The sequence below is a fragment of the Amycolatopsis sp. La24 genome, assembly GCF_029087445.1.
GTDB lineage: Bacteria > Actinomycetota > Actinomycetes > Mycobacteriales > Pseudonocardiaceae > Amycolatopsis > Amycolatopsis nivea.
In genome coordinates this window covers 1-26897 of sequence record NZ_JARACH010000037.1, presented here as the reverse complement: position 1 = coordinate 26897, position 26897 = coordinate 1, and the positions used below count along the sequence as shown (strand labels likewise).

21 protein-coding genes are annotated in these 26897 nt (G+C 70.3%); 8 read left to right on the top strand and 13 right to left on the bottom strand.

The features are described from left to right. Positions 1-4 precede the first annotated feature (4 nt). On the bottom strand, positions 5-3244 hold the full coding sequence (gene icmF, locus PUT80_RS29200) for a fused isobutyryl-CoA mutase/GTPase IcmF (RefSeq protein WP_275294116.1): 3240 nt from the start codon (positions 3242-3244) through the stop codon (positions 5-7). A gap of 122 nt (positions 3245-3366) precedes the next feature. Here icmF and PUT80_RS29195 point away from each other — a divergent pair, with 122 nt between their 5' ends. Genes PUT80_RS29195 through PUT80_RS29185 form a run of 3 tightly spaced genes read left to right on the top strand, consistent with a single transcriptional unit; the run spans position 3367 to position 4780 of the window. Beyond that, positions 3367-3699: a metalloregulator ArsR/SmtB family transcription factor gene (locus PUT80_RS29195; RefSeq protein ID WP_043829165.1), complete on the top strand. Its 333-nt coding sequence runs from the start codon at positions 3367-3369 to the stop codon at positions 3697-3699. Continuing rightward, positions 3696-4133 carry an SRPBCC domain-containing protein gene (locus PUT80_RS29190; protein WP_275294115.1) on the top strand — a complete coding sequence of 146 codons (438 nt, stop codon included), beginning with the start codon at positions 3696-3698 and terminating at the stop codon, positions 4131-4133. The genes PUT80_RS29195 and PUT80_RS29190 overlap by 4 nt, the downstream gene beginning before the upstream one ends. Beyond that, positions 4130-4780, top strand: a complete 651-nt coding sequence (locus PUT80_RS29185; RefSeq protein ID WP_275294114.1) for a DUF899 domain-containing protein — start codon at positions 4130-4132, stop codon at positions 4778-4780. Before PUT80_RS29190 ends, PUT80_RS29185 begins: the two co-directional genes overlap by 4 nt. A 99-nt stretch (positions 4781-4879) precedes the next feature. Here the strand turns inward: PUT80_RS29185 and PUT80_RS29180 are convergent, their stop codons facing one another. Genes PUT80_RS29180 through PUT80_RS29165 form a run of 4 tightly spaced genes read right to left on the bottom strand, consistent with a single transcriptional unit; the run spans position 4880 to position 10943 of the window. Then, entirely contained in the window at positions 4880-5494 is a 615-nt protein-coding gene (locus tag PUT80_RS29180) for an ATP/GTP-binding protein (RefSeq protein WP_081654960.1), read from the bottom strand. Beyond that, a complete protein-coding gene (locus tag PUT80_RS29175; RefSeq protein WP_199817431.1) occupies positions 5475-6245 on the bottom strand; it encodes a DUF742 domain-containing protein in 771 nt (256 codons plus the stop codon). The genes PUT80_RS29180 and PUT80_RS29175 overlap by 20 nt, the downstream gene beginning before the upstream one ends. A 7-nt stretch (positions 6246-6252) precedes the next feature. Then, positions 6253-6705 (bottom strand): roadblock/LC7 domain-containing protein, encoded by a 453-nt coding sequence (locus PUT80_RS29170; RefSeq protein WP_037809909.1) that lies wholly within the window; start codon positions 6703-6705, stop codon positions 6253-6255. Beyond that, a complete protein-coding gene (locus tag PUT80_RS29165) occupies positions 6702-10943 on the bottom strand; it encodes a nitrate- and nitrite sensing domain-containing protein (protein WP_275294150.1) in 4242 nt (1413 codons plus the stop codon). The genes PUT80_RS29170 and PUT80_RS29165 overlap by 4 nt, the downstream gene beginning before the upstream one ends. 992 nt (positions 10944-11935) lie before the next feature. Here PUT80_RS29165 and PUT80_RS29160 point away from each other — a divergent pair. Then, the gene (locus PUT80_RS29160; RefSeq protein ID WP_037809904.1) at positions 11936-12376 is read left to right on the top strand and encodes a DUF485 domain-containing protein; all 441 of its coding nucleotides are present in this window, start codon (positions 11936-11938) and stop codon (positions 12374-12376) included. Next, positions 12373-13974 (top strand): cation acetate symporter, encoded by a 1602-nt coding sequence (locus tag PUT80_RS29155; RefSeq protein WP_134668226.1) that lies wholly within the window; start codon positions 12373-12375, stop codon positions 13972-13974. Before PUT80_RS29160 ends, PUT80_RS29155 begins: the two co-directional genes overlap by 4 nt. 60 nt (positions 13975-14034) lie before the next feature. On the opposite strand, the gene PUT80_RS29150 is transcribed toward PUT80_RS29155, so the two are convergent. From PUT80_RS29150 to PUT80_RS29130, 5 genes are all read right to left on the bottom strand, one after another. Further along, a complete protein-coding gene (locus PUT80_RS29150) occupies positions 14035-14385 on the bottom strand; it encodes a DUF3817 domain-containing protein (RefSeq protein ID WP_037809898.1) in 351 nt (116 codons plus the stop codon). 26 nt (positions 14386-14411) lie between these two features. Further along, a complete protein-coding gene (locus PUT80_RS29145) occupies positions 14412-14747 on the bottom strand; it encodes a hypothetical protein (protein WP_238608396.1) in 336 nt (111 codons plus the stop codon). Between the two features lie 308 nt (positions 14748-15055). After that, positions 15056-15988 (bottom strand): lytic murein transglycosylase, encoded by a 933-nt coding sequence (locus tag PUT80_RS29140; protein ID WP_238607569.1) that lies wholly within the window; start codon positions 15986-15988, stop codon positions 15056-15058. 705 nt (positions 15989-16693) lie between these two features. After that, entirely contained in the window at positions 16694-17176 is a 483-nt protein-coding gene (locus PUT80_RS29135) for a hypothetical protein (protein WP_037713183.1), read from the bottom strand. A 339-nt stretch (positions 17177-17515) separates the two neighbouring features. Continuing rightward, the gene (locus PUT80_RS29130; protein WP_162836029.1) at positions 17516-17683 is read right to left on the bottom strand and encodes a hypothetical protein; all 168 of its coding nucleotides are present in this window, start codon (positions 17681-17683) and stop codon (positions 17516-17518) included. 196 nt (positions 17684-17879) lie between these two features. Between PUT80_RS29130 and PUT80_RS29125 the strand changes: the two genes are divergently transcribed. Beyond that, the gene (locus PUT80_RS29125) at positions 17880-18401 is read left to right on the top strand and encodes a GNAT family protein (RefSeq protein WP_009075302.1); all 522 of its coding nucleotides are present in this window, start codon (positions 17880-17882) and stop codon (positions 18399-18401) included. Positions 18402-18405: 4 nt separating this feature from the next. On the opposite strand, the gene PUT80_RS29120 is transcribed toward PUT80_RS29125, so the two are convergent. Both PUT80_RS29120 and PUT80_RS29115 read right to left on the bottom strand, forming a co-directional pair. Beyond that, a complete protein-coding gene (locus PUT80_RS29120) occupies positions 18406-19548 on the bottom strand; it encodes a CaiB/BaiF CoA-transferase family protein (RefSeq protein WP_275294112.1) in 1143 nt (380 codons plus the stop codon). Positions 19549-19575: 27 nt separating this feature from the next. After that, positions 19576-20727, bottom strand: coding sequence for an acyl-CoA dehydrogenase family protein (locus tag PUT80_RS29115; protein ID WP_043829153.1), 1152 nt, complete (start codon positions 20725-20727; stop codon positions 19576-19578). 98 nt (positions 20728-20825) lie between these two features. Here PUT80_RS29115 and PUT80_RS29110 point away from each other — a divergent pair, with 98 nt between their 5' ends. Then, entirely contained in the window at positions 20826-21434 is a 609-nt protein-coding gene (locus PUT80_RS29110) for a TetR/AcrR family transcriptional regulator (RefSeq protein ID WP_037809889.1), read from the top strand. A 67-nt stretch (positions 21435-21501) separates the two neighbouring features. After that, the gene (locus tag PUT80_RS29105) at positions 21502-23112 is read left to right on the top strand and encodes a succinic semialdehyde dehydrogenase (protein WP_275294111.1); all 1611 of its coding nucleotides are present in this window, start codon (positions 21502-21504) and stop codon (positions 23110-23112) included. A 452-nt stretch (positions 23113-23564) separates the two neighbouring features. Here PUT80_RS29105 and PUT80_RS29100 read toward each other — a convergent pair whose 3' ends face one another. Next, complete coding sequence (locus PUT80_RS29100) at positions 23565-26576, bottom strand: LuxR family transcriptional regulator (protein WP_275294110.1); 3012 nt, start codon at positions 26574-26576, stop codon at positions 23565-23567. Positions 26577-26897 lie beyond the last annotated feature (321 nt).

Sequence of the window (26897 nt, the reverse complement as noted above, 5' to 3'; positions counted from 1 at the left end):
CGGGTCAGACGTTGCGCCGGTACTGGCCGCCGACCTCGAAGAACGCCTCGGTGATCTGACCGAGCGAGCACACCCGCGCGGCATCCATCAGCACGTCGAACAGGTTGCCGCCGCGGGTGGCCGCGTCGCGCAGCGCCTTGAGCGCCTGCTGGGCCTCCTCGCGGTGCCCCTGCTGGAACTCGGCGAGCCTGCGCAGCTGAGACTGCTTCTCGTCCTCGGTCGCGCGGGCCAGCTCCACCTCGACGTCGTCCTCCCCCGCCTTCGGGTTGCGGAAGGTGTTGACGCCGATGATCGGCAGCGAGCCGTCGTGCTTCTTGCGTTCGTACAGCAGCGATTCGTCCTGGATCCGGCCGCGCTGGTAGCCGGTCTCCATCGCGCCGAGCACGCCGCCGCGTTCGGAGATCCGGTCGAACTCGGTGAGCACGGCCTCCTCGACCAGGTCGGTCAGCTCGTCGATGACGAACGAACCCTGCAGCGGGTTCTCGTTCTTCGACAGGCCCCACTCCTTGTTGATGATCATCTGGATGGCCATCGCACGGCGCACCGAGGACTCCGAAGGCGTGGTGATCGCCTCGTCGAACGCGTTGGTGTGCAAGGAGTTCGCGTTGTCGTACAATGCGCACAGCGCCTGCAGCGTGGTGCGGATGTCGTTGAAGCTCATCTCCTGCGCGTGCAGCGACCGGCCGGACGTCTGCACGTGGTACTTGAGCTTCTGCGACCGGTCGTTCGCGCCGTACCGCTCGCGCATCGCCACGGCCCAGATCCGCCGCGCGACCCGGCCGAGCACCGAGTACTCCGCGTCCATCCCGTTGGAGAAGAAGAACGACAGGTTCGGCGCGAAATCGTCGATGTCCATGCCGCGCGCCAGGTACGACTCGACGTAGGTGAACCCGTTGGCGAGCGTGAAGGCCAGCTGCGAGATCGGGTTCGCCCCGGCCTCGGCGATGTGGTAGCCGGAGATCGACACCGAGTAGAAGTTGCGCACCCCGTGCTGGATGAACCACTCCTGGATGTCGGCCATCATCCGCAGGCTGAACTCGGTGGAGAAGATGCAGGTGTTCTGGCCCTGGTCTTCCTTGAGAATGTCCGCCTGCACGGTGCCGCGGACGTTCCGCAACGCCCATTCGCGCAGCTGCGCCGCCTCGTCCGCGGCCGGCTCGCGCCCGTGCTCCTCGCGGAACGCGGCGAACTTCTGGTCGATCGCGGTGTTGAGGAAGAACGCGAGGATCGTCGGCGCGGGGCCGTTGATCGTCATCGACACCGAGGTGTTCGGCGCGGTCAGGTCGAACCCGTCGTAGAGCGCCTTCATGTCGTCCAGCGTCGCGATGGAGACGCCGGAGGTGCCGACCTTGCCGTAGATGTCCGGGCGGGTGTCCGGGTCGTGGCCGTAGAGGGTGACCGAGTCGAACGCCGTCGAGAGCCGCTTGGCCTCGGAATCGGCCGACAGCAGCTTGAACCGGCGGTTGGTGCGGAACGCGTCGCCCTCGCCGGCGAACATCCGCGCCGGGTCCTCGCCCTCGCGCTTGAACGGGAACACGCCCGCGGTGTACGGGAAGTAGCCGGGCAGGTTTTCCCGGCGCAGGAAGGAAAGCAGCTCGCCGGACTCGGTGTAGCGCGGCAGCGCGACGCGCGGGATCCGGTTGCCGGACAGGGTTTCCCGCCACAGCTGGGTGTGCAGTTCCTTGTCGCGGATCTTCACGACCAGCTCGTCCTGCCGGTATTCCGCGGCGAGCGCTTGGAACCGCTCGAGCAGCTTGGTGGTCTCGCCGGCCACATCGGACTCCGCGGCGGCGAGCAGGCCGTCCAGCGCGTCGGTGTTCGCGTCCACTTCGGACAGTGCGGCCTTGGCGGCGGCGAGGTGCTCGCGCTTGCGTACCGCGGCGACCTGCTTCTCGGTCTGCTCGTGGTACCCGCGCACCGTCTCGGAAATGTCGGCGAGGTAGCGCGCCCGGTTGCCCGGGATGATCGTGCTGGCGTCCGTCGAGACCTTGCCCGAAACCGCAGGCAGCGTACCGGCCGACACCGACAGCCCGCGGTCGGCGAGCATGTCGCGCAGGTGCTGGTACAACGCGGTCACGCCGTCGTCGTTGAACTTCGCCGCGCTCGTGCCGTACACCGGCATCTCTTCGGGCGCGGAGCCGAACGCCTCGCGGTTGCGCACCAGCTGACGCGCGACGTCGCGACGCGCGTCCTCGGCGCCGCGGCGCTCGAACTTGTTGATCGCGACCACGTCGGCGAAGTCGAGCATGTCGATCTTCTCGAGCTGCGACGCGGCGCCGAACTCCGGCGTCATCACGTACAGCGACTCGTCCACGTAGTCGACGATGCCCGCGTCGCCCTGGCCGATGCCCGGCGTCTCCACGATCACCAGGTCGAATCCGGCCGCCTTGCAGGCGAGGATCGACTCGCTCAGCCCGGTCGGGATCTCGCCGCTGGTGGTGCGGGTGGCGAGCGAACGGAAGTACACCGGCGAACCGTCGAGGCAGTTCATCCGGATGCGGTCGCCGAGCAGCGCGCCGCCGCCCTTGCGCCGCGACGGGTCGACCGCGAGCACCGCGATGCGCAGCTTGTCTTCCTGGTCGAGCCGGAAACGGCGGATCAGCTCGTCGGTCAGCGAGGACTTGCCGGAACCGCCGGTGCCGGTGATACCGAGAACCGGCACGTGCTTCTTCCCGGCGGCCTCGTTGATTGCCGACAGCCATTCGGCGGGCAGGTTTTCGCGCTGCAGCTGGGTGATCACCCGGGCAAGCGCCTGAACGTCGCCGGACAGCAGCTTGTCGACCGAGGCGGGCGGCTGCGCGGACAGGTCGCTGTCGCACTCCTTGATCATCATGTTGATCATGCCGGGCAGGCCCATCTCGTAGCCGTCTTCCGGCGAGAAGATCCGCGCCACGCCGCGCGAATGCAGCAGGTCGATCTCCTCGCGCACGATGACGCCACCGCCGCCGCCGAACACCTTGATGTGCCCCGCGCCGCGCTCGTTCAGCAGCTCCACGAGGTAGCTGAAGTACTCGACGTGCCCGCCCTGGTAGGCGGAGATGGCGACGCCCTGGACGTCCTCGGCGATCGCGGCCGTGGCCACCTCGTCGACGGACCGGTTGTGGCCGAGGTGCACCACCTCCGCGCCCTGGGACTGCAGGATCCGGCGCATGATGTTGATCGAGGCGTCGTGGCCGTCGAACAAGCTGGATGCCGTGACGAACCGGACCGGGTTCGCGGGACGGTACAGGTCGCTGCCGCTCATCCTCCCAATTTACTAGGACTTCCTACTATTGGAAACCCGAGCCCGAGGTGACCCGGCTCTCAAGGGTTGACATCGGAGCTATATTCAACTCATTAGTTAATTAACCAAGTGATTGAGCACCGATGCCGACAGATCAGCTGAGCACCACGTTCGCCGCGCTGGCGGACCCGACCCGGCGCGCGATCCTCGCCCGGCTCACCCGCGGCGAGGCCACCGTCAACGAGCTGGCCGAGCCGTTCGAGGTGAGCCTGCAGGCCGTCTCGAAGCACCTGAAAGTGCTGGAGCAGGCCGGATTGATCAGCCGGGGCCGCACCAAGCAGTGGCGCCCGTGCCGCCTGGAAGCGGGCCCGCTGGCGGACGTCGCCGGCTGGGTCGCGGAGTACCGCCGGTTCTGGGAGTCCGGATTCGACCGCTTGGACGAGCACCTGCGCCAGTTGCAGGAGGGGGCGGAATGAGCGAGCTGACCATCGTGCGGGTCTTCGACGCACCGCGGGACCTGGTGTTCCAGGCCTGGACCGACCCGGCGCACCTCGCGAGCTGGTTCGGCCCGCACGGCTTCGTCGCGTCCGAGACCAGCACGGACCCGCGCCCCGGCGGGACCTGGCACACCCGGATCACCAGCGCTGATGACGGCATCGACCGCCGGGTGTCCGGCGTCTACCGCGAGGTCTCGGCACCATCCCGGCTCGTGTTCACGTTCCGCTGGCAGCACCCGGAGGACGAAGTCGGCGAAACGCTCGTGACCATCGATTTCGCTGAACTGGCAGGAAAAACTTCGATGACGTTCCACCAAGCTCCGTTCCCGGACATCGCCGAGCGCGACGGCCACATCGACGGCTGGCAGTCCGGGTTCGAAGATCTCGACCGCATACTGGAGGACCTGAAATGACCGCCGCACTCCCCCGCGTCGTCTCGCCCGAAGAATGGGCCAGCGCCCGCGAATCGTTGCTGCGCAAGGAAAAAGAACACACGCGCGCAGGCGACCGGTTGGCCGCCGAACGTCGCCGGATGCCCATGGTCCGCTTCGCGAAGCAGTACGAATTCACTGGTCCGGAAGGCATCCAAAGCCTGCTCGACCTGTTCGACGGCCGCCGTCAGCTGATCGTCTATCACTTCATGCTGTACCCCGGCGACGAAGCGGGCTGCCCCGGCTGCTCCCTGCTCGTGGACAACATGAGCAACCTCGCGCACCTGCACGCCCGGGACGTCACGCTCAAGGTCGCCGCGCCCGCGACGCCGCCGGAGATCGAGCGGTACTGGGCCAGGATGGGCTGGACGATCCCGTGGGTTTCCGCCGCGGGCACGGATTTCCCGGCGGACTGCGGCATCGACGGCGGCTTCGGCGTGAGCGTGTTCCTCCGCGACGGCGACGACGTCTACCGCACCTACTTCACCGACGGCCGCGGCGGCGACCAGTTCATCAGCACGCTGCGGTACCTCGACGTCACCCCGTTCGGACGGCAGGAGGCATGGGAGGAAGAGTCCCGCGGCACGGACGCCCCCAGCAGCTGGTGGCGCCGCCACGACGAGTACTGAGAACTCTCCCGCGCGACGGCCGCGCGGAACTGCAGGCGCTCGACGTCAAGCGCCAAGGCAGAGAAAAACCGGGCCACCCAAGCGTGACCCGGTTTTCGCTTACTGGTGCGCTTTCGCCGCGCGCAACGCGATCCACTGCCGCATCGCGTACTCGACCAGCGTGATCAGCGTCTGCTTGGTCGATTCCCGCTCCCGGGCGTCGCACCGGACGATCGGGATGCTCGCATCGATCGACAGCGCCTCGCGCACATCATTGATGTCGTGTTCCAGCACGCCGTCGAACGTGTTCACGCCGACGATGTACGGCAGGCCGCGGTCCTCGAAGAAGTCGATCGGCGCGAACGAGTCCGCGAGCCGCCGGGTGTCGGCGAGCACGACCGCTCCGATCGCGCCGCGCACCAGGTCGTCCCACATGAACCAGAACCGCTGCTGGCCGGGCGTGCCGAACAGGTAGAGGATCAGGTCCGCGTCGAGCGAGACGCGGCCGAAGTCCATGGCGACCGTGGTGGTCGTCTTGTACGGCGTCTGGTCGAGGTTGTCGATGCCGCGGCTGGCGTCGGTCATCATCGCCTCGGTGGTGAGCGGGACGATTTCCGACACCGAGCCCACGAAGGTCGTCTTGCCCGCTCCGAAGCCGCCCGCCACCACGATCTTCGCCGATGTCATGGTCGGGGGCGCGGTTTCCCGCGGTGCCTTAAAGCCGACGGAGTCCACTCAAAACCCTTTCCATCAACATCAAGTGTGCTTCGGCGCCGTCCTGGCCCGAGATCGTCCGGTGCACGGTGACGAGACCGGCGTCGGCCGCGTCGCTGATCAGCACCCGCGCCACCCCCAGCGGCACCGACAGCACCGCGGCGATCTCCGCCACCGAACGCGGGGTCCGGCACGCTTCCATGATCGAGATGCTCTCGATCTGCTCCGCCGCCGCCTGGGGGAAGCCCCCCGCGGCGACATGGTCCTTGGTGGAGATCAACGTCTCCAGTTCGAGCGCGTAGTTCGCCCGGGTGCGCCCGCCGGTGAGAGCGTACGGGCGCACGATCGACGTCTCCTCGGCCGGGTCCACCCGATCGTGGCGCTCGGGCCGGACGATCGCCGACGGCATCGAGAACTCGCCGCTCGGCGGTCCCGGGTCGAAGAGCCCGCCTGGTCTGGGGCCGTCGGAGTCCGTACTGCCCGGTGGAGAGACGAGAGAGGTCACACCATCTCCTTGGTCGGCCTGCGGCGCAGGTGCCGCAGGCGGGTCCGCTGCCGCGTGCGCTCCCGCGGCGGGCGGCACTGGGGACTGGGATTCCTTCTTTTCTTTGCCGCTCTTCTTCCGTTTTCTGCGCGAGCGGCCCGAATCAAGGCTGAACCCGTTGAGGACGTCGGCGAACGTGCCGTCGTCCCCGGCGGCGGGCTCGTCCCCGCGCGGGGGCTCGCCGCCGGTACCGGGCTCTTCGCCGAACAATCCGGACCCCTGGCTCATCGCGCCATCATCCCACCGGTTCGCCGATCAGCGAGCCCCCGGCGCCCTGCAGCTGCGCGCGCAGCTCCGGGGTCAGGATCTGGCCGACGCGGTCGACGAGCATCGTCATCTCGTAGGCGACCTGCCCGATGTCGCAGTTGGGCGCGGCGAGGATCGCCAGGCAGGAGCCGTCGCTGATGGACATCAGCACCATGATGCCGAGCTCCATCTCGACCACGGTCTCGCGCACCGAGCCCGCCTCGAAACAGCGGGCGGCCCCCTGGGTGAGGCTGACGAGCCCGGACGCCACGGCGGCGAGCTGGTCGGCGCGGTCGAGCGGCAGCCGGTTGGAGGCCGTCAGCAGGAGACCGTCGGCCGACACGACGACCGCGTGCGCGACGCCCGGGACGCGGTCGGCGAAGTCGTTCACCAGCCAGCCGAACTGGTTCTGCTGCGGCTGGGCCGCATTCGGCGAGGTCATTCACCCTCCAATGTTTCGTGGTTCTTCTCAGCGGCCTGCGCGGTGCGGTGCCTGCCGCGCTGGATCCCCTGCTGGAAACTGCTCAGGCGACCGCGCACGTCGTGCGCATCGCGGGACGGACGGGGGCTCGCCGACCCGGCGGGCGGCGGTGCGCTGCCGGGAAGAAGCTGTTCTCCTCGGCGGCGCCGAGGCAATCCTGCCGAAGTGAAGGAAGCGGGTGTCGACTGGGACACCGACTGGACCGTCCGCCACCCTTCGTCGGAACCGAAGTTCCACTCAGCGGCGCCTTCGGCAGGAGTCGTGGAGGGGCTGGCCGACCCGTCCGAACCGGCGGGCTCGGCGGGGGTCGGCGGGGCGTCCTGCCCGGCGGAGGACTGCCGCGACGGAGCCTGTCCCGGCACCAGCGGCTGACCCCACAACCCGGTCTGCTGCCCCGGCGTCGCGGTCTGGCCCGGCGTCGCGGACTCGCCCGGCACGTTCTGCCCGGGCACCCGGGTCTGGCCCAGTCCCCCGGCCAGTCCCTGCGCCGAAGCCGAAGCCGCCGGAGCCGAAGCCGGGTCCGCCGTCGTGCCGGACTGTTCCGCCTTCTCCGCCTGCTGCCCCGGCGCGGCGGCCGGTGGCTGCGCGGCGCGCCACGTCGTCAGCGGCGAAGCCTGGCCCGGGTTATCGGCGGGCTTGCCCCACAAGGAGGTCTGCTCCGTGCTCGGGGACTCGGCAGGCGCGGAAGCCTGTCCGTTCGCCGAAGCCGGGCTGTCCGTCTTCTCCGGCGTCGCGGTCTGGCCGTTGGCCGAAGCCTGCGCCGCCTGCGACGCGGGCGTCTGCCCGGTGCCGGAGACCGCGGCCTCGAGCCCGGCCACGGCGGCCGGGACCTGGTTCGGGTCGGCGGTCGGCGGAGGGGGCGGGAGGCTGCTCGCGCCCTTGCGGCGGGTCGGCAGGCTGTCCGGCTTGTCCGGCCGGACGGTCCGATCCGGTTGCGGCGCGGGCAGTTCCGTGCGCGCGGCGGGCTCCTGGCGCGGCCATCCGCCGTCCGGGTCGAACGCCGGGGGCACGGCCGGGACGGGAGCCGTCTCGTCCGGCGAGTCCGCGTCCGCGGGCCGGGTGCCGAAGCCGGCGGGCGCGTCCGTCGCGCCGAACGGGGCGGTCGAACCCGGGGTGCGCTGCGGCATCCCGCCGGGCCGGTTCTGCTCGGCGGGAACGCCGAACGCACCCGCGACCGTCTGCCGCCGCCGGACCGCCGCGTCGTGGGCGCGGGCCCGCTCGGGCGAGGGCGCCGTCGTAGCGCTGGAGGCGTCCGCGGCCGGGGAATCCGCTGCTGCGCCAGTGGTTTCCGGCGCGGTCCCGCGGACTTCCTGACGGCCGCGCGTGACGCCGCGCTGGAAGCTGTTCAGCCGTCCCCGCACGTCCGCGGGGTCGCGGACCGGGAGGTCGCTGCCCTGCGTTTCGGCCGCGGGAGCCGCCGGTTCCGGCGTGGCGCTGCCCGGCATGAGCTGTTCGCCGCGACGGCGCCGGGGCAGGCCCGACTTGGTGAACGCGGTCGGCTCCACTTGGGACAGTGCCTGCACCGTCCGCCAGTTTTCGTCGCTCGCGAAATCCCAATTGCGCTGCTGCTGGTCGGAATCCGCTTCCGGCTCCTCGGCGGCTGTGCCGGACGCGGGCGAAGCCGCCGGGGAGGCGGCCGCGGGCGGCGGCTGCGCGGGCGAACGGAACCAGGCCGACAGCATCTCGTCGAAGATCGGCGTGTTCTCGATCGTCGTCTCCGCCGCGGACGGCGGCGGGACCTCCGGCACCTGCTGCGCGGCCTGATTCCACCAGTCGCTCAGCGTCGTCGCGTTGGCCGCGGAGAACAGGTCCTTGCCCGAGGGCAGTTCGCCGTCGCGCTCGTCGCGGGTTTCCGCGGCCGGTTCCGGTTCGGGCTCCGGACGCGGCGGCGGGACGTCGACGGTCTGCGGCAGCTTCGGCGCGGGCGGCGGCGGGGCGGGCGTGTCGTCGTCGCGCGGGATCGGGCTGAACAGCGCGGTCCCGGACACCTCGAGGTCGGACGGCGGACGCGCGACCTTGTCCCCGGAGAACCCGGCGAGGTCGCCCGCCGAGGGCCAGCGCTGCGTTTCCTCGGAGTTGCTGCCCTGCTGCGGAACGAGACCCGGCACGGCCGAACCGTTGGAAGCCGGACGCTGGCGCCGGGGCAGTCCGCCGGGAGCGGCGGGCGGGGCGGCGAGGCTTGCCTTGGGCCCGGGCAGCTGACCGGGCTCGCCCCGGTCGCCGGGCACCGTGGCCAGTCCGGTCATCACCAGCTCCGGCGGTACCACCACAGTGGCCCGGACGCCGACGATGTCCTTGCCGCCGTGCAGCGAAACGCCGATGCGGTGGCGGCCGGCGAGGCGGCCGACCACGAACAGGCCCATCCGGCGCGAGGTCGCGAGGTCGACCGAACCCGAGTCGGTGAGCCGGCCGTTGGCCTCCACCACCTCGTACTCGTTCATGCCGATGCCCTTGTCGAGGATGTCGACGTTGAGCGAACCGTCCTCGGCGAGCCGCGTCGCGACCGTCACCTGCGTTTCCGGCGCGGAGAACGCGGTCGCGTTGTCCAGCAGCTCCGCGATGAGCCGCTGGACGTCGCTCGCGGCGAACCCGACGATCTTCACCGCGGGCGGGTGCTGCACCGAAACCCGTTGGTACTGCTCGATTTCCGACACCGCGGCGCGCAGCACGTCGTGCGTGGCGACCGGCTGGCCGGAACGGCGGCCCGGCTCGGCGCCGGAGAGGACCATCAGGTTCTCGTTGTTGCGCCGCATCCGGGTGGCGAGGTGGTCGAGCTGGAACAGCGTGGCGAGCTGGTCGGCGTCCTCCTCGTCGCGCTCCAGCCGCTCGATCAGCTGCAGCTGCCGCTGCACGAGGCTCTGGCTGCGCCGCGAGAGGTTGACGAACACGCTGGAGTAGCCGGCGCGCATGGCGGCCTGTTCGGTCGCCAGCTTCAGCGCCTGGCTGTGCACCTTCTCGAACGCCCGCGCGACCTCGCCGACCTCGTCCTGCACCTGGACCGGCACCGGTTCGACCTCGACGCTCTGCGCGCGGCCCTCCTGGATGTTGCGGACCGCCTCGGGCAGATCCTTCTCCGCGACGTCCAATGCGGACCGTCGCAGGACCTTCAGCGAGCGCAGCAGCTGGCGAGCGATGACGAACACGACCGCGGCGGCCGCGGCGAGCGCCGCGAACAGCAGCACGGCGAGCAGCCCGGCGCTGCTGCCCGCGTCCTCGACCAGCTGGGACGACGCGGCGGTCAGGTCGGTGCTCATCCGGCCGGAGACCTCGGACAGCTGCGAGGTCACCGCGTTCGAGGCGTTGTTCCACTCCTGCGCCGAAATCCGCTTGAGCGCGTCGTCGGTCGAGACGCCCTGACCGCCGAGCACGGTGCCGAGCATCCGCTTGCGGTCGTAAGAGGTGTCCGGCTTGATCGTGCTCTCGAAGTCGAGACGCTGCGGCGCGGTGGCGGCGGCGTTGAAGTCGGCGACGCGGTCGTCGAACCGCAGTTCCGCGTCGCGCACGTCGCTCAGCTGCTGCGGGGTCAGCGTGCCCGCGGAAATGCCGTAGCCCACCAGGGACTGGGTGACCGACACCTGTTCCTTGGCCGCTTCGAGGTCGTGCAGCGCGCTCGGGGTGCTGCCGAGCGCGTCGGCGCTCGCGCCCGCCGACACCGCGGTGTCGGCCCCGATCAGCGCGCTGGTGACGGCGTTGTAGTCGCCGACCGCCTCGGCCGCGTTCAGCAGGCCGGCCCCGACCTGCTGGCGGATCACCGCGATCTCGTTGACCTGCGCGTTCGCCGAGTTCACCGCGCCGGACACGCTCGAACCGTCGGCCCCGACCCGGGCGGCCGCCTCGGTGAACGGCGCGACCGCGGCGTCGGTGGCCGCGCGGGCGGCCTTCAGTTCCGGGGTGACGCCCGAGGTGCCCGCGATCAGCTGGGCGGCGGTCTGGGTGCGTTCGCGCTGCAGCCCGTCGGTGAGCGCGCGCAGCTGGGTGCTCAGCGCGACGAGCCGGTCGATCCGCTGGTAGTCGCTCGAGCGCGAGACCTGGCCCGCGATGGCGGTGATGCCGAGGACGAGCGCGAGCACGATGGGGACGATCGTGACCGCCGACAGCTTGACCGGCAGGCTCCAGTCCCGCCAGCGCAACGCCGCCCGCCAGCCCGACGACCAGCGCGGCCGCTTGGGCGGGCGGCCGAGCAGCTTTTCCACAGGCACTTGGCCTTCTCCTGCAACGGTCACGAAAGTGACTCCCTGTCCGGCGTCGTGGCGGCCCGTCGGCGGTCCCCTCGGTCCTCCGTGCTCCCGGTGCGCAGCGCGCTCCCGGCGCGGAGTCCCGCGGTCCGCCTGCCCGCGCGTCCGACCGGGGGCGGGCACGACCGGGTCGATCCTTCACCGGTCCGGGAGACGATCGGCTTCCCGGGACTATGCACGTGCACGACGCAACTTGCGGACTGCACGACGGTGGTCGAGATCAACTTGTCTGCGCCTATCGATCGCTGCGGGCGGCTGGGGCCAAAGAATCGTACACCAATCGCCGCCTGCGTTATTGCGTTCCGCATCGGGGGGCTGACCTGGGAAAATAGTCAAAACTCGGAAACTCGGAGCCGCGGATTCGCACCCGGCCGCCCGGCGCGGGAATTCCGGTTACCCGGCGCTCTCGGCCTCGGCGTCCGGCCGTCACCCGATTAGCCCACACAGGGTAAGCGACACCCTCGATGGGACTACGCTCCGTGCCCCCATCGGGTGGGTGCACCCGGAAGTTGAACCCGATGTTGTGGAGATGCAGCGACGCGCCGCCCGACCCGGTGATTTTTGCCAGCCTCCCTTCCCTGCCTGGGAATCCCCGCCCAGCCGGCCACCTGCCCGCCGAAACGGAGCGGCCGCCCCGCCCGGCGGCTACGACCGGTCACCGTAATGGATCTTGACCGGCCCGTCACTCCGCCGTCTGCCGCAACCCGGACCGGCGCCGGCGACTCCCCGTGACATCGGTGCTCACTATTCCGAGTGATCAGCCTGTGATCTGCCCGGACGCGCCGTTCCGCGCTATTTCCCGGGCGAAAAGGAATTTCCGGTGCCCTCGCGAACCGGCTTTTTCCGCGTTCCGGCGCCGTCGTTACTATGGCCGCCTCCCAGTCCGCAAGGGCGATCCGGGCGCTTTCTCGAACGATGCCCGCCGCCTTCCACCGCGCAAGTTGCCGGAGGCAGCCATGCACAACGTCGCGCGCACCACCGGACCGGCCTCCGCGGCCGAGGACACCGGTCAGATGCCCGCGCTGTTCGACCGCGAAGGAGGCGACGCCGCACCGCGCGGCAGGCGCCGCAAGCGCGGCCCGGACTACGAGCAGATCCAGCGCAGCCCCCAGTTCCGCGCGCTGCGCAGCCGCTTCCGCCGGTTCGTGTTCCCGATGAGCATCGGGTTCTTCGTCTGGTACCTGGTCTACGTCGTGCTCGCCGCCTACGCGGGCGAGTTCATGAGCACGCCGGTCTTCGGCCTGGTCAACGTCGGCATGCTGCTCGGCCTCGGCCAGTTCCTCACCACCGCGGTCATCACCGCGCTGTACGTCCGCTTCGCCGACCGCGAGATGGACCCGCGCGCCGCCGAGATCCGAGCGCAGGCCGCCCCTGTCACGGAAGGAACGCCCCAGTGACCACCGTTTCGCTCGCCGAAGGAGCTTCGGAGAGCAACCCGCTGATCAACACCGGGGTGTTCGCGCTGTTCGTCGCGATCACCCTCTACGTGGTGTACCGCGCGGGGAACCGCCGCTCGTCGACGTCGGGCTACTACACCGCCGACAGCGCTTTCACCGGAAGGCAGAACGGCGTCGCGCTGTCGGGCGACTTCCTGTCCGCGGCGTCGTTCCTCGGCATCGCGGGCGCGATCGCGATGAACGGCTACGACGGCTTCCTCTACTCCATCGGCTTCCTCGTCGCGTGGCTCGTCGACCTGCTGCTGCTCGCGGAACTGCTGCGCAACACCGGCCGCTTCACCATGGGCGACGTGCTCAGCTTCCGGATGAAGCAGCGCCCGGTGCGCGCCGCGTCGGCCACGTCGACGCTGGTGATCTCCTTCTTCTACATGCTCGCGCAGATGGCGGGCGCGGGCGGCCTGGTCGCGCTGCTGCTGGACGTCCACTCCAAGTGGGGCCAGGCGGTGGTGATCACCGTGGTCGGGCTGGTGATGATCTCCTACGTGCTGCTCGGCGGCATGAAGGGCACCACCTGGGTGCAGATCATCAAGGCCACCATCCTGCTCACCGCGGCCTCGCTGATCACGGTGTTCCTGATGGGCAAGTACGGCTTCAACTTCTCGAGCCTGCTGCGCGCGGCCGCCGACCGCAGCCCGATGGGCAAGGACCTGCTCTCCCCCGGCGGCTCCTACGGCAAGGACGGCACCACGAAGCTCGACTTCGTGTCGCTGTCGCTGGCGCTGGTGCTCGGCGTCGCCTCGCTGCCGCACGTGCTGATGCGCTTCTACACCGTGCCGAACGCCCGCGAGGCGCGCCGCTCGGTGGTGTGGGCGACCGCGTGCATGTTCGTGTTCTACCTGTGCACGCTGGTGATCGGCTTCGGCGCGGCGGCGATCGTCGGCCCGGACGAGATCAAGGCCGCGCCCGGCGGCGAGAACTCGGCCGCGCCGCTGCTGGCCCTGCACGTGGGCGGGACGGTGCTGCTCGGCGTCATCTCGGCGGTCGCGTTCGCGACGATCCTCGCCGTGGTGGCCGGGCTGACGCTGACCGCGTCCGCCTCGTTCGCGCACGACGTCTACGCGAACGTCATGAAGCGCGGCAAGGCGGAGCCGGAGGACGAGGTCCGGGTCGCCCGGCTGACCGCGGTCGTGATCGGCGTGCTCGCCATCCTCGGCGGCATCCTCGCCAACGGCCAGAACATCGCGTTCCTCGTGGCGCTCGCGCTCGCGGTGGCGGCGTCGGCGAACCTGTCGACCCTGCTGTACTCGCTGTTCTGGAAACGGTTCAACACCACCGGGACGCTGTGGAGCATCTACGGCGGGCTCATCGCCTGCGTCGTGCTGGTGCTGTTCTCGCCGGTGGTGTCGGGAGCCTCGGACTCGATCTTCCCGAGCGTCGACTTCCACTGGTTCCCGCTGAAGAACCCGGGCCTGGTGTCGATCCCGGTGTCGTTCCTGTGCGGCGCGATCGGCACGTTCGTCGGCCGGTCGAAGAGCGATCCGGCCAAGCACGCGGAGATGGAGGTCCGGTCCCTGACCGGTGTCGGCTTCGGCTCCTGATCCCCTGGCACAAGAAAACCGCGGCGTCCGGATTTCCGGGCGCCGCGGTTTTTTCGGTGCTCAGAAGACGTCGCGCCCGGCCTGCACCCGGTGGGTCACCCGGCGCTCGACGACGAACGACACGAACGGGACGCACCCGGCCAGCAGCACCAGGACGGTGCTCTTGATCGACCAGCGGGCCTTGATCGCGAGGTCGATGGTGAGCACCAGGTAGATCATGTAGAGCACGCCGTGGATCGGCGAGTACACCTGCGCGGGCGTGGCGTTGCCGAAGCCGTACTCGATGATCATGGTGGCGCAGAGCGCGAGCAGGCCGACACCGGTCACGTACGCGCTGGCCCGGAACCGGGTCAGCGAGCCGGACACCTTCGACTGGCGAGCGGGGGCGGCACCGTCGGTGCTGGTCGTCATGGGAGCGTCCTCATTTCCGCGGGCGTTCAGGACTGCTGGTCGCGGGCGTTGAGCTCGCGCAGGTAGCGGTTGTAGGCGGCGAGTTCGTCGTCTTCTTCGACGGGAGCCGCGGCCGGTCGCGGCGCGGGCACGCGAACCGGGGCCGGAGCAGGCGGTTCGGGCTGGCCGGCGGCTTCCTCTTCGCGTTCGCGCAGCTTCTTGATGCGCCAGAACATGAACGCGGGGAAGAGCCCGAAAAGCGGCCATTGCAGCACGTAGCCGAGGTTCTGGAAGGTGCCGGTGGCGGACGTGAACCGGTCCCACTGCCACCAGGCCAGCCCGCAGCACAACGCCAGGCTCACGAGGCTCGTGGCGACGATCATGAGCCGGCGCCCGAGCGGGGACGCGGCCGGGCCGGGATCTGCGGGCACGGTATCGACGCTAGCACTGGCCGGGGACGACGTTGCTGAGAGGCGGCGAGGTCGTGACCGGGGCCCCATCCGGCGTTCGCGGCCGGATTCGCCGGGTGGCCGGCACCGGCACCGGCGTCGAGCGGCCCGCCGACCCTGGTCGCGCGCCGGAACGCCTCCGCACCGCGACCCGGCTCGGCCAAACGCCCCAATGCCACATTGGGGCGCATGCCGGGCGGCGGCGGGATCGGTGGCCGGGAAGCAGCGGGCGGTCCGGAGCGTCAGCCCGCTTGGACCTTCTGCGCCGCCTTCGCGTAGCCGTCCGCCAGGCCGAAGACCTTCTGCGCGTACTCTGTCGAGTTGTTGTACGACAGGATCCCCGACCACCAGCCCGCCGGGCTGGCCATGTCGCGGCCGCCCGCGCACAGGTAGCGGGCGGCGGTGAGGGCGGCGTCGTCGATCTGCTGCGGGTCGGCGCGGCCGTCGCCGGTGGCGTCCGACGCCCACTTGCGCCAGGTGCCCGGGATGAACTGCATCGGGCCGACCGCGCGGTCCGCGACCGGGTCGCCGTCGAGCTGGCCGCCGTCGGTGTCGCCGATCGCGCGGACCCCGGAGGAACCGTCGAGCGGGACGCCGATGATCGGCTTCGACGGGCGGCCGTCCGCGCCGAGGACCGCTCCGCCGTACTGGCCGTGGTTGGACTCGATGCGGCCGATGCCCGCGAGCGTCGCCCAGGAGATGTGGCAGCCGCGGTCGACCTCGCGCATCGCGAGCTCCGCGTTGCCGTACGCGCGCACTGCCCGCGCCGGGATGCCGGTGGCAGGCGCGACCTTGTCCGCCCAGGCCTGCAGCGGGTCGCCGCCGGTCGGGCGCGCCGACTGCGGCGCGGTGCCCTGGTCCGCCGCCCCGCCCGCGACGACGGCGTTGACCGGCGCGATCGAACCGGGTTTGACGTCGACCGCCTTGACGCTCAGCGCCGGGATGTCCGTCGTGGTCGGGCTGGCTTCCGGGGCGGTCGCCCTGGTGACGATCCAGACCCCGCCGCCCGCGACGGCGAGCACCGCGACGACGACGGCAAGCCGCACCGCGAGCGCGGCACCATGACCGCGACGGGCGGGCGACGGGGCGGCAGCGGGAGCCGCGGTCTCGTCCCCGGTCCGCTCGGTGTCGGGGGTCTGTCCGGTGGCGGGCACGAAACTCCGGTCCTCCAGCATGGCTTGGGGTTCGCAACACACAACGAGCCCGCGCAGGTTAGCGTTACGCACGCATCGCCATGGCCCCCGCCACGCCGGTTCACCCGGCCGGGTAACCCGGTTCCGTCAGGTGGACGGTTCACGCCGCACAAACATCCCCAAGCCCGCTGTCGAGGCGGGGTTGGCCGACGCGAAGCCCCACGTCGAGGCGGGGTTCGGCCGGAGCGGCTTCCTTCGCGGTTCGCCGACCGGACGCGCCAGGCGGGCTTCGCCGCGGTGCGGCACCGCCAAACAAAAACGTCCGCCGCATGCGGCTTCCGGCGCTCCCGGTAAGAAGTGCTTTCCACCGCACCGCGACGGGCGCTTCGCCGTGTTGCCTGGCCGATTAGCCGACCAGGCAACACAGCTGTCAAACAGGCTTCTTCCCGCACGAACCGCAGGACGAACAATCAGGCACTTCTTCCGGCGCGAGCCGGATGGAACGAACTATGAGGCGCTTCCTGCTGCGCGAGCCGCACGGACGAACGACCAGCCACGCCCTCCCGCACGAGCCGCACGGAACGAACCATCAGCCACATCCACCCGCACGAACCGCACGGAACGAACGACCGCCCGCTTCCTCCCGCACGAACCGCGGAACGAACGATCAGCCACATCCGCCCGCGCAAGCCGCACGGAACGGACGTTCAGGCACTTCGCCCCGCGAGAACCACGCGGAACGAACGGTCAGGCAGGCTTCTGCTGCCGCGCCAGCCGCGCGACGCACCACGCGGGCGCGCTGCCCCGGCGGAGGTGCTGCAGCACCGTCATCGGGCCGAGCCGCCGCGCGAGGTCGGACGGTGCGAGACCGGCCGCCCGGTAGTCGAGGGCTCGCTGGTCCAGCGGGCTGATCCCGGCGTCCCACCACTGCTGCGCTTCGGCGACGTCGCCGACCATCTGCCACCAGCCCGCGGCGGCGACGAGCAGTTCTTCCGGGACCTCCGGCAGCCGGGCGCGCATCGCGTCGAGGTAGCCGGGGTCGGCGGCCTCGACCGGGGCCCAGCGGGCGGGTCCGGACCGGGCGCGCTGGCCGGGGATGCCGGGCGGAGCGGCCGGCGCGTCGGCCAGCCAGGCCGAGGCGATGCGGTCGACCTCCTGCTCCTCAGGGGTCTTCTCGCGCTCGGCCGACCACTGCCGGATCAACGCGTCCACTCCGGGATCTCCGGTCATCCCTGCCTCCTCATCGGTCCCCGACGGGCAGGCATTTCGACCGCCTGCCCCGTTGCGCGTCCACGATTGGCTCCCCACGCGTGACCGGGCCGAAAACCCGCCGTGACCCGGCTCCCGGGGGACCGGAGAACCGGCTGATCACGCAATGTGAGCACCGTAGGGCGGCACCCGCTTTCTCCGCCATACCCCGGACCCCGGAAATTCGGTGACCAGGCGGTTTTACGGGCCAATCCACCCGGATGGTCGAGCGAAGTGCCCGAATCCCGGGATCCGGTGACAAAGCGTGACTAAGTGGCCGGACGGGCGCGCGAGGGCGGTCCGGCGAGCGGAAAACCGGGGTCAGGCGAAGAGGCTCTTGAAGAACGTGACGATCGCTTCGGCGCCGTCCTTGAGCCAGCCGAGCACGCGGTGCACGAAGGCCGCGGAGTTGGTGGGCTGCGTGATCAGGAAGAACAGCACGAGCGCGACCACTCCGACGACGACGATCTTCTTCAGGCCGCTCGACATGGTTTCGTTCCCCTCCGCTCCCCCGGCGCCCGGTCGGACGTCGGCCCCGCCTCGGCAGAGTCGGCTCCCACTGTAGTGACGGCACGCCGGAATGGCCCGTCGCAGGCCCCGATCCAGCCAGAAAGCTCACGGCCGGGTGACCCCGGTCACCATCGGGTGACCCGGGTCCGGAGAGCGCCCCCGGTACGCTCCGGCGATGGACGACGGCCCAGTGACTCTCCGCCCCGTGCGCGAGTCCGACCTCGGTCTGCTGGAGGCCCTGACCAACGACCCGGAGACGGTCGGCGAGCACCAGTGGTTCGGCTGGCACGACCCCGGCTACGTCCGGCGGCTCTGGCGCGAGAACGGCATGCTGACCACCGACAACGGCATGCTCGTCCCCACGCTCGACGAACGTCCGCTCGGGCTCGTTTCGTGGCATCGCACGCGGACCGGCCCGCACACCTACTGCTGGAACATCGGCATGGTCCTGCTGCCGGAGGCGCGCGGGCACGGCCTCGGCGCGCAGGCGCAGCGGCAGCTCGTGCGCTACCTGTTCGCGCACACGCAGTTCAACCGCGTCGAGGCCAGCACCGAGGTCGGCAACCGGGCCGGCCAGCGTTCGCTGGAGAAGGCCGGGTTCACCCGCGAGGGGATCCTGCGCGGGTTCGATTTCCGCGACGGGCAGTGGCGCGATCACATCCTCTACTCGGTGATCCGGTCCGATCTGCCGTCGTGAGCGTTCAGGCGATCGCTCCGGCCTCCTTCAGCGCCGCGACACCCGCGTCGTCGTAACCCAGCTCCGCCAGCACCTCCGCGGTGTCCGAGCCCTTCTCGTGCGGCGCATCCGGCGTGGCCGCGGGCGTCCGGTCGAACCGCGGCGCCGGAGCGGGCTGCACCGTGCCGCCGATGTCCACGAACGTCCCGCGCGCCGCGTTCTGCGGATGCTCGGCCGCTTCCCACGGCGACAGCACCGCGGTGAGGCACGCGTCGGTGCCTTCCGCCCGCGCGACCAGTTCGTCGCGCGTGAACCGGCCGACCGCCTCGGCCAGGATCTTGCGCAGCCGCGGCCACTGGCTCTGGTCGACGTGCATCGGCAGGTCTTCGTTCTCCAGCCCGAGCACCTTGACCAGGTCGCCCCAGAACCGCATCTCGATCGCGCCGACGGCGACGTACTTGCCGTCCGCGGTCTCGTAGGTGTCGTAGAACGGGGCGCCGCCGTCGAGGAGGTTCTCGCCGCGCTCGCCCGGCCACACGCCCGCCGCGCGCATCCCGTGCAGGCTCGTGGTCAACAGCGCCGCGCCTTCCACCATCGACGCGTCCACGACTTGGCCGCGTCCGGACGTCGTGCGCTCGTGCAACGCGGCCAGCACGCCCATCGCGAGCATGAGGCCGCCTCCGCCGAAATCGCCGACCAGGTTGAGCGGCGGCACCGGGCGTTCGCCCGCACGGCCGATCGGGTCGAGCGCACCGGCGACGCTGATGTAGTTGATGTCGTGCCCGGCCGCCGACGCGAGCGGACCGTCCTGGCCCCAGCCGGTCATCCGGCCGTAGACGAGCCGCGGATTGCGGGCGTGCACCTGCTCCGGGCCGATGCCCATCCGTTCCGCGACGCCCGGCCGGAAGCCTTCGATCAGCACGTCGGCGCGCTCGGCCAGCTTCAGCACGAGTTCGACGCCCTCGGGCGTTTTCGTGTTCACCCCGACCGACCGCCTGCCGCGGGCGAGCGGATCGTTCGGGATGCCGAGCACGTCGGCGCCCGGGGTAGCGCGGTCGACGCGGATCACGTCGGCGCCGAGGTCGGCCAGGATCATGCAGGCGAACGGAGCCGGCGCCAGCCCGGCCAGCTCCACCACCCGCAGCCCGGCGAGCGGACCCTGTTTCACGGAGAAGTCCTTTCGCTGCAACGGATTTCAGAGCGTGCGGGAGATGATTTCCTTCATGATCTCGCTGGTACCGCCGAAGATCCGCGAGATCCGCACGTCGGCCCAGGCGCGCGCGATCGGGTACTCGGTCATGTAGCCGTAGCCGCCGAACAGCTGCAGGCAGTCGTCCACGACCTTGTTCACCCGCTCGGTCGTCCACAGCTTCGCCATCGCCGCGCCCTGCACGTCGAGTTCGCCGCGCAGGTGCCGTTCGATGCACTGGTCGAGGAACGCGCGCGACACCGCGGCTTCCGTCGCCGCCTCGGCGAGCTTGAACTTCGTGTTCTGGAAGTTGAAGATCGGGCGGCCGAACGCGGTGCGTTCCTTGGTGTAGTCGATGGTCAGGTTCACCGCGGCTTCCAGCCCGGCCACCGCGGTCACCGCGATGATCAGCCGTTCCTGCGGCAGCTGCAGCATCAGCTGGATGAAGCCCTGCCCCTCGGCGTCGCCGAGCAGGTTCGCGGCGGGCACGCGGACGTCGTCGAAGAACAGCTCGGCGGTGTCCTGCCCCTTGAGCCCGACCTTGTCGAGGACGCGGCCGCGGCGGAAGCCCGGGGTGTCGGTCTCGACCACGATCAGCGAGACGCCCTGCGCGCCGGCGTCCGGGTCGGTCTTGCATGCGACCACCACGAGGTCGGAGTGGAAACCGTTGGTGATGAACGTTTTCGCGCCGTTGATCACGTAGTGGTCGCCGTCGCGGACCGCACGGGTCTTGATGTTCTGAAGGTCTGAACCAGTGCCGGGCTCGGTCATCGCGACCGCGCCGACCATCTCGCCGGTGGCCATCTTCGGCAGCCACTCGCGCTTTTTCTCCTCCGACGCGTATGCCAGGATGTAGTGCGCGACGATTCCACTGTGGACGGTGACGCCCCACGCGCTGTCCCCGGCCCGGGCCTGCTCCTCGTACAGCACGGCCTCGTGCGCGAACGTGCCGCCGCCCCCGCCGTACTCCTCCGGGATCGACAGGCACAGCAGGCCGAGTTCGCCCGCCTTGGTCCAGATGTCCCGGTCGAGCTTCTTCTCCGCCGCCCAGCGCTCCTGGTTCGGCACGAATTCCTTCTGCAGGAACGACCGGGCGAGCTCCCGTAGGTCTTCGAGTTCGGTGGTGCTCCACGAGCTCTTCTGGATCTGCAACGGCACGGCTTGGCCTCCCGCGGACTGGAAAACATGACGCTTGGCAGGTAAGTTCTAGCCGGAATGTACATCCCATCCGTCCGGTACGTAAAGCAGGAGCCGCGATGACCGAGGTCGCCCGGGGACACCGCACCCAGGCCGAACGCCGCGAGCAGACGCGCACCGCACTGCTGGACGCGACGATCGATTGCCTGGTCGAGATCGGGTATTCGCGGGCGTCGGTGCAGGAGATCTGCACGCGAGCCGGCGTCTCGAAGGGCGCGGTGCAGCACTACTTCGCCACGAAGGCGGAGCTGATGGCGGCCGCGGTCGAGCACCTCACCACGAAGCTGCGCACCCAGCTCGCCGCCTCGCTCGGCTCGCTGCCGGGCGGCGCGTCCGGCGTCGCGGCGGCGATCGACCTGCTGTGGGAGGGCTATTCCGGCACGCTGTCCACCGCGGTCACCGAGCTGTGGGTCGCCGCCCGCACCGACCCGGAGCTGCGCGCCGCGATCCGGCCGGTCGACCGCGCACTGGGCCGGGCGACGCTGGAGCACATCAGCGACGTCGCGGGCGACCTGCCGAAAGAACGTGCGGAGATGCTGTTCTGGCTCACCGTGAACCTCACCCGCGGCCTCGCACTGGACGCCGAACTGGGCGGCGACCCGCGCCGTCGCCGCCAGCTGCTGGAGGAGTGGAAGCGGATCGCCGTGCTGCTGTACTCGGGCGACTAGTGTCCATACCGCCGGTATGGTGTACTCGTCGGTAACACCCGGCCCCGCACGGAAGAAGGTGCGCTCGATGACGAGTACGACCCCGGCGAACCTCACCGGCCAGCCCCTGCCCGCAACCGTCGGCGGCGTAGCAGGCGCCCCGTCCGCGTCCCGCGCGGCCGCACTCGTAGCCCGCGCAACCGGCGGCGCCGACAACGCGCCGGTGCAGATGACCGCGCCTTTCACCGGCCAGCCGATCACCTCCCTCCCCCAGGCCGACGACGCCGAAGTACGCGCCGCCTTCGCCTCCGCCCGCGACGCGCAACGCGAGTGGGCAGCGTTGCCGGTGACCCGCCGTCAGCAGTTCCTCGTGCGACTGCACGACCTGGTCCTCGCCCGGCAAGCGGAGGTCCTCGACCTGGTCCAGGTCGAAGCAGGCAAGGCCCGGATCGACGCGTTCGACGAGGTCAGCGCTACCGTGCTGGTCGCGGCTTACTACGGCAAGCACAGCGCGAAAATCCTCTCCCCGCGCCGCGCCCCCGGCGTCATCCCGGGCCTGACGCGAGCGGGCGAACTGCGGCATCCCAAGGGCGTCGTCGGGATCATCTCGCCCTGGAACTACCCACTGGCCCTGACCGCGATGGACGTCTTCCCCGCACTCGCCGCCGGGAACGCAGTCGTGCAGAAACCGGACAACCAAACCGCGCTGTCCGCCCTGTGGCTGCAAGAACTGGCGGAAGAGGCAGGTCTGCCCGCCGGCCTGTGGCAGATCGTGCTGGGCCGAGGCTCGCAAATCGGCAACGCCCTGCTGGAAGAATGCGACTACCTGTGCTTCACCGGCTCGACCCCGACTGGCAAGGACCTGGCAGGCCGCATCGCGCAACGGCTCACCAGCTATTCGCTGGAACTGGGCGGCAAGAACCCCATGATCGTCTTGCCGGACGCAGACATCGCCAAAACCGCCGCCGGCGCCGTCACGGCGTGCTTCTCGTCGGCAGGCCAGCTGTGCGTGTCGGTGGAGCGGATCTACGTGCACGACAGCATCCGCGAGGAGTTCACCCGCGAATTCGTGGCCCGCACAGCAGCACTGCGCCTGGGCGGTTCACTGGACTACCACGCCGGAATGGGTTCGCTGACGTCGAAGAGCCAACTGGAAACCGTGACGGCCCATGTGGAAGACGCCCGAGCAAAAGGCGCCCGCGTACTGACCGGCGGACGCCCCCGCCCAGACCTGGGCCCGCTGTTCTACGAACCGACGGTCCTGACGGACGTACGCCCCGGAATGACCCCGTTCGCGTCGGAAACCTTCGGCCCAGTGGTGTCGATCTACGGATTCAGCGACGTCAACGACGCGATCGAGCGAGCAAACGACACCCCCTTCGGTTTGAACGCAAGCGTCTGGACCAAAAGGGGCCGCGCAGGCTGGGAAGTAGGCGCCCGCCTGAAAGCAGGCACGGTCAACGTCAACGAGGGTTACGCAGCAACCTTCGGAACGGTCGGCGTCCCCATGGGCGGCATGAAGGAATCCGGCGCAGGCCGACGAAACGGCGCAGAGGGATTGCTGAAGTACACGGAAGCGCAGTCCATCGCAGTACAACGAGGCCTGGCCCTACGCCCGCCTAAGGGAGTGCCGGGCTCAGTGTGGGCGCGCTTCATGACCGTAAGCATGAAACTCCTGCGCCACCTCCCCGGCCGCTAAGGGTTCGTGAGGGCCACCCTCATTGACTCTGATTCCCTCAGGGTTCCCCTCACGACCCGCCTCCGGTCGTGAGGGGCCCCTTCACGGACTTGGATTCCCTCAAGGAGCCCTTCACGGACCGCCCTCGCCGCAGCCCCCGCCAGCGATGTGCCCCAATGCGGCATTGGGTGCATCCCACGCAACGAACGCCACATTGGGTGCATCCGACGCACCCAATGTGGCATTGGGGCGCTAGCCACCCCCACCCACGAAACCGCAGCCGATGCACCCAACCATCGAGGCACCCAGCCCCTCCCCCGCACCCCGATACGAAGCCTCCCTGCGGGCGGTGGGTGCTTGTCAAGGCATCTTTCCCGCCTTGACAAGCACCCACCGCCCGTCAGCACAATCAAACTTCGGGGTGCCCCACGCACGCCAGGGCGCAATGTCGCCACCAGGCGACGAGCCGCCCCCTACTCCGGCACAGTAAGCAACCCCCGGTCATAAGCAATAGCCACAGCCTCAGCCCGCCGACTGGCCCCCAGCTTCGCCATCACCCGGGAAAGGTGCACGCTCACCGTCTTCTCGCTGATGTACAACTCCTCCCCCACCTGCCGATTAGTCCGCCCCAGCGCCACCCGCTCCAGCACATCCCGCTCCCGGTCAGTCAACGGATTCACCTGCGCCCGAGCCACGGGAACGACCTCAACCCCAGCCAACTCGACCCGAGCCCGATGCGCCAACTCCCGCACCGCATCCCGCAACGGAACCGCATCCAGCTTCACCGCCACCGAATGCGCCGCCTCCAACGCCTCCGCCGCCCCCGGCTGTCCGGCGGCCAGCAACGCCTCCCCCTGCCGCCACCGGCAAACCGCCTGTTCGTAAACCGCCCCGTACGAATAGGCCTCGGCCGCCGCACCCCACAGCTCCGGATCGGCCGGGCCCTCCAGCCCGGACGCCGCGGCCTCCATCCGGGCCAGCCAAGCCCGTCCCTCCGGCCCGATAGTCCCGGACCGGGGATGCCCCTCGGCAGCACAACGCCGCCCGTGCTCCACCAGCCGCCGCCCGACAGCCACAAACCGATCGGCCGCAGCCGGATCCCCCTTGGCGCGGGCCTCCGCGGCCAACGCCGCCGCCGACGGAATCGCCAGCGCCACGATCCGGATCCCGCCGAGCAGCGCCGTCTCGACCTTCTCGAGCCAAGACACCAATTCGTCGGTGATCCGCAGCGCCTCGGCATGCTCCCCGCGCCAAGCGGCCAGCTCGATCGCCGCGTCGCCCGCCGACAAGGCGATCTGCGGATCCGCCATCCACTGCTGCCGCAATCCCGGCAACGCCTTGGCCGCGTCCGCGAATCGCCCGCGCCCCACCAGGAACAGGACCCAGTTGGCCAAGATCCGCGCAGCGACCGCACTGGACACGCCTCGCCGGGCGCGCCCCGCGGCGTCTTCCTTCGGCCAATCTCCGCTGAGATACCGCAAATAGAGGAGCCGAGCACGCAGCTCCAGCCCGTACGCGCTCCAGGTCAGCCCGACCGCCTCCGCCCGCTCGACCCCACGGGCGGCGTGGGCGAGCGCCAGATCCATCTCCGCCTGGTCGTCGTAGCTGAGGGCGAGGAAGTACATCGCCCGGATCTCGACGTTCAGCGCACCGGCGTTGTGCGCCTTGCGTTCGGCCTCGCACAACCGTTCGCGAGCCTCGACCGGATCGCCCGCGCCGTCCGCCAGCGTGCCCAACGTGACCAGCGCCGACGCCTCCGCACCGACCGCACCGACGGCACGTGCGTCGGCAACCGCGGTGTGCGCGCTGGCCAACGCCTCGGCAGGCTGGTCGAGCAGCCGCTGGAACCCGGCCCGCGACGCCAGCACCCAGGCCCGCGCCCCGCTCGGCTCCCGATCCGCGACCAGCTCCCAGGCCCGCTCGATCGCCCGAACCGCCTCGTCGAACGTGCCCTCCAGCGTGAGCAGCGTTTCGGCCAGCCGACGCCAGACCTTCGCCGCGTGCTCGGGCGACGCGTCCGGCTTGAGTGCTTCGGTCGCTGACCGCGCGTACGCGACCGCGCGCTCCGGCTCGCCTGACGTGCCAGCGAAGTACGACGCCTCGCTGAGCAGCTTCAGCTCGTCCACGCCTTCCGGACGATTCTCCGGAGCCACGGCGTCCCAAATGGACTGTGCTTGCTCGATATGCCGCAGCGCAGCGCCCGGCGCGCCGAGCTTTTCCGCTTCGTCGGCGGCACGCAGCAACGCGGACAAGGCAGTGTCGAAGTCCCGGCTTTCCAAGCTGTGGAAGGCGAGCTTCGCGTCGTGGCCGCGCCCCTGCGGCATCGACTTGATCCGCGCGGCATACCCCGCGTGCATCCGCGTGCGCTCGCCGGGAAGCAGATCCGCGTAGACCGCCTCCTGCAGCAAGGCGTGCCGGAAGGTGTAGAAACCGCGCTCGATGACCAGGACGTGGTGTTGCACGGCTTCTCGCAGGGCCTCGTCCAGCTCCAGGTCGCCGATGCCCGCGACTTGCGCGAGCGCGGCATGCGACACCGATTCGTTGGCCACCGAGATGACCCGCAGCACCCGGCGCGTCTCGGCCGGGAAGCGTTCGAGCCGGGCGAGGAGGACTTCGGCGAGCCCGGCGGGGAGATCTTGGCAGTCGGCGCCGGTGGCGAGGAGTTCCTCGACGAAGAACGGATTGCCCTCGGATCGTTTGGCGATGTCCGCGACGACGTCCGGTGACAGCGGTTCCTCGGCCAGCGCCGCGACGAACGCCCGCGCGTCAGCCGGTCCGAACGGGGCGAGCGAGAGCTGTTCCACGGTGTTCAGCCGGACCAGCTCGGACAGCAGACCGCGCAGCGGATGCCTGCGGTGGACGTCCTCCTCGCGATAGCTGCCGACGACCAGCAGCCGCTGCGCGCGCAGGCGGCTGAGCAGGAAGGACAGCAGGTTGCGGGTGGAGGAGTCCGCCCAGTGCAGGTCTTCGAGCAGGACGACCACCGGCTGCTCCTGGCCGACCTCGGTCAGCACCCCGAGCACCGCGTCGAACAGCTGGAGCTGGCCGAGGTCCTGCTCGGGCCGCACCCGGCGCCCGCCCTCGCGCTCCCCTTCCGAAACCTGCCCGTGGTCGCCGGTGGCCGCGGGCCGCGGATCGCCTTGCGGCAGCAGCATCCCGAGCGCGGACCGCGCCCGCACCGCGGCCGAAACCGCGGGATCGGCCGACGACCCGAGCGGAGCCAGCGCCTCGGCGAACGGCAGGTAGGGCAGACCGCCGTCGCGCACGTCGATGCACCGGCCGGTGAGCACGAGCCCGCCGCAGCCCGCGACATGCTCGCCGAGCGCGGTGAGCAGGCGGGTCTTGCCGACCCCGGCGTCGCCCGCGATCAGCACCGCACCTGCTTCTCCGCGTTCAGCGCGCGCGAAGGCCGCGCGCAGCCGCCGCATCTCCTGCGTGCGGGCGACGAGCGGAATACCGGAACCGAGACGAGGCACGAGATGCATTCTCACCTACACCCCCGACAGTTCCGACATGGATTTCCTCGTGGCGGCCGGTTCGGGCCGTGATCTCCGTCCAATGGGCGGCCCCGCCGTGTCGCCGGGGGCCGGTCCGGGCGGTGCTCCGGAGGCGCATCGGCGCGCGGGCCGCGGCACACGCGATGCGGAACGTCCGTGAAGGGCTCCTTGAGGGAATCTGACCTGGATCCACCGAGTTGAGGTTTTGCTGATCTTGGTGGTGGGTGTGCGGGTGGTGTTTGTTGGGTGGGCGCGTTGGTGTGGCTGGCGTCGCACCAGCGTGTCCACTGTGGGTTCTCCGGTCGGTGG

Coding starts and splice junctions, on each gene's coding strand:
- icmF (WP_275294116.1), bottom strand. CDS start 3,244: ATGAGCGGCAGCGACCTGTACCGTCCCGCGAACCCGGTCCGGTTCGTC.
- PUT80_RS29195 (WP_043829165.1), top strand. CDS start 3,367: ATGCCGACAGATCAGCTGAGCACCACGTTCGCCGCGCTGGCGGACCCG.
- PUT80_RS29190 (WP_275294115.1), top strand. CDS start 3,696: ATGAGCGAGCTGACCATCGTGCGGGTCTTCGACGCACCGCGGGACCTG.
- PUT80_RS29185 (WP_275294114.1), top strand. CDS start 4,130: ATGACCGCCGCACTCCCCCGCGTCGTCTCGCCCGAAGAATGGGCCAGC.
- PUT80_RS29175 (WP_199817431.1), bottom strand. CDS start 6,245: ATGAGCCAGGGGTCCGGATTGTTCGGCGAAGAGCCCGGTACCGGCGGC.
- PUT80_RS29170 (WP_037809909.1), bottom strand. CDS start 6,705: ATGACCTCGCCGAATGCGGCCCAGCCGCAGCAGAACCAGTTCGGCTGG.
- PUT80_RS29160 (WP_037809904.1), top strand. CDS start 11,936: ATGCACAACGTCGCGCGCACCACCGGACCGGCCTCCGCGGCCGAGGAC.
- PUT80_RS29150 (WP_037809898.1), bottom strand. CDS start 14,385: ATGACGACCAGCACCGACGGTGCCGCCCCCGCTCGCCAGTCGAAGGTG.
- PUT80_RS29145 (WP_238608396.1), bottom strand. CDS start 14,747: ATGATCGTCGCCACGAGCCTCGTGAGCCTGGCGTTGTGCTGCGGGCTG.
- PUT80_RS29140 (WP_238607569.1), bottom strand. CDS start 15,988: ATGCTGGAGGACCGGAGTTTCGTGCCCGCCACCGGACAGACCCCCGAC.
- PUT80_RS29135 (WP_037713183.1), bottom strand. CDS start 17,176: ATGACCGGAGATCCCGGAGTGGACGCGTTGATCCGGCAGTGGTCGGCC.
- PUT80_RS29130 (WP_162836029.1), bottom strand. CDS start 17,683: ATGTCGAGCGGCCTGAAGAAGATCGTCGTCGTCGGAGTGGTCGCGCTC.
- PUT80_RS29125 (WP_009075302.1), top strand. CDS start 17,880: ATGGACGACGGCCCAGTGACTCTCCGCCCCGTGCGCGAGTCCGACCTC.
- PUT80_RS29110 (WP_037809889.1), top strand. CDS start 20,826: ATGACCGAGGTCGCCCGGGGACACCGCACCCAGGCCGAACGCCGCGAG.
- PUT80_RS29105 (WP_275294111.1), top strand. CDS start 21,502: ATGACGAGTACGACCCCGGCGAACCTCACCGGCCAGCCCCTGCCCGCA.
- PUT80_RS29100 (WP_275294110.1), bottom strand. CDS start 26,576: ATGCATCTCGTGCCTCGTCTCGGTTCCGGTATTCCGCTCGTCGCCCGC.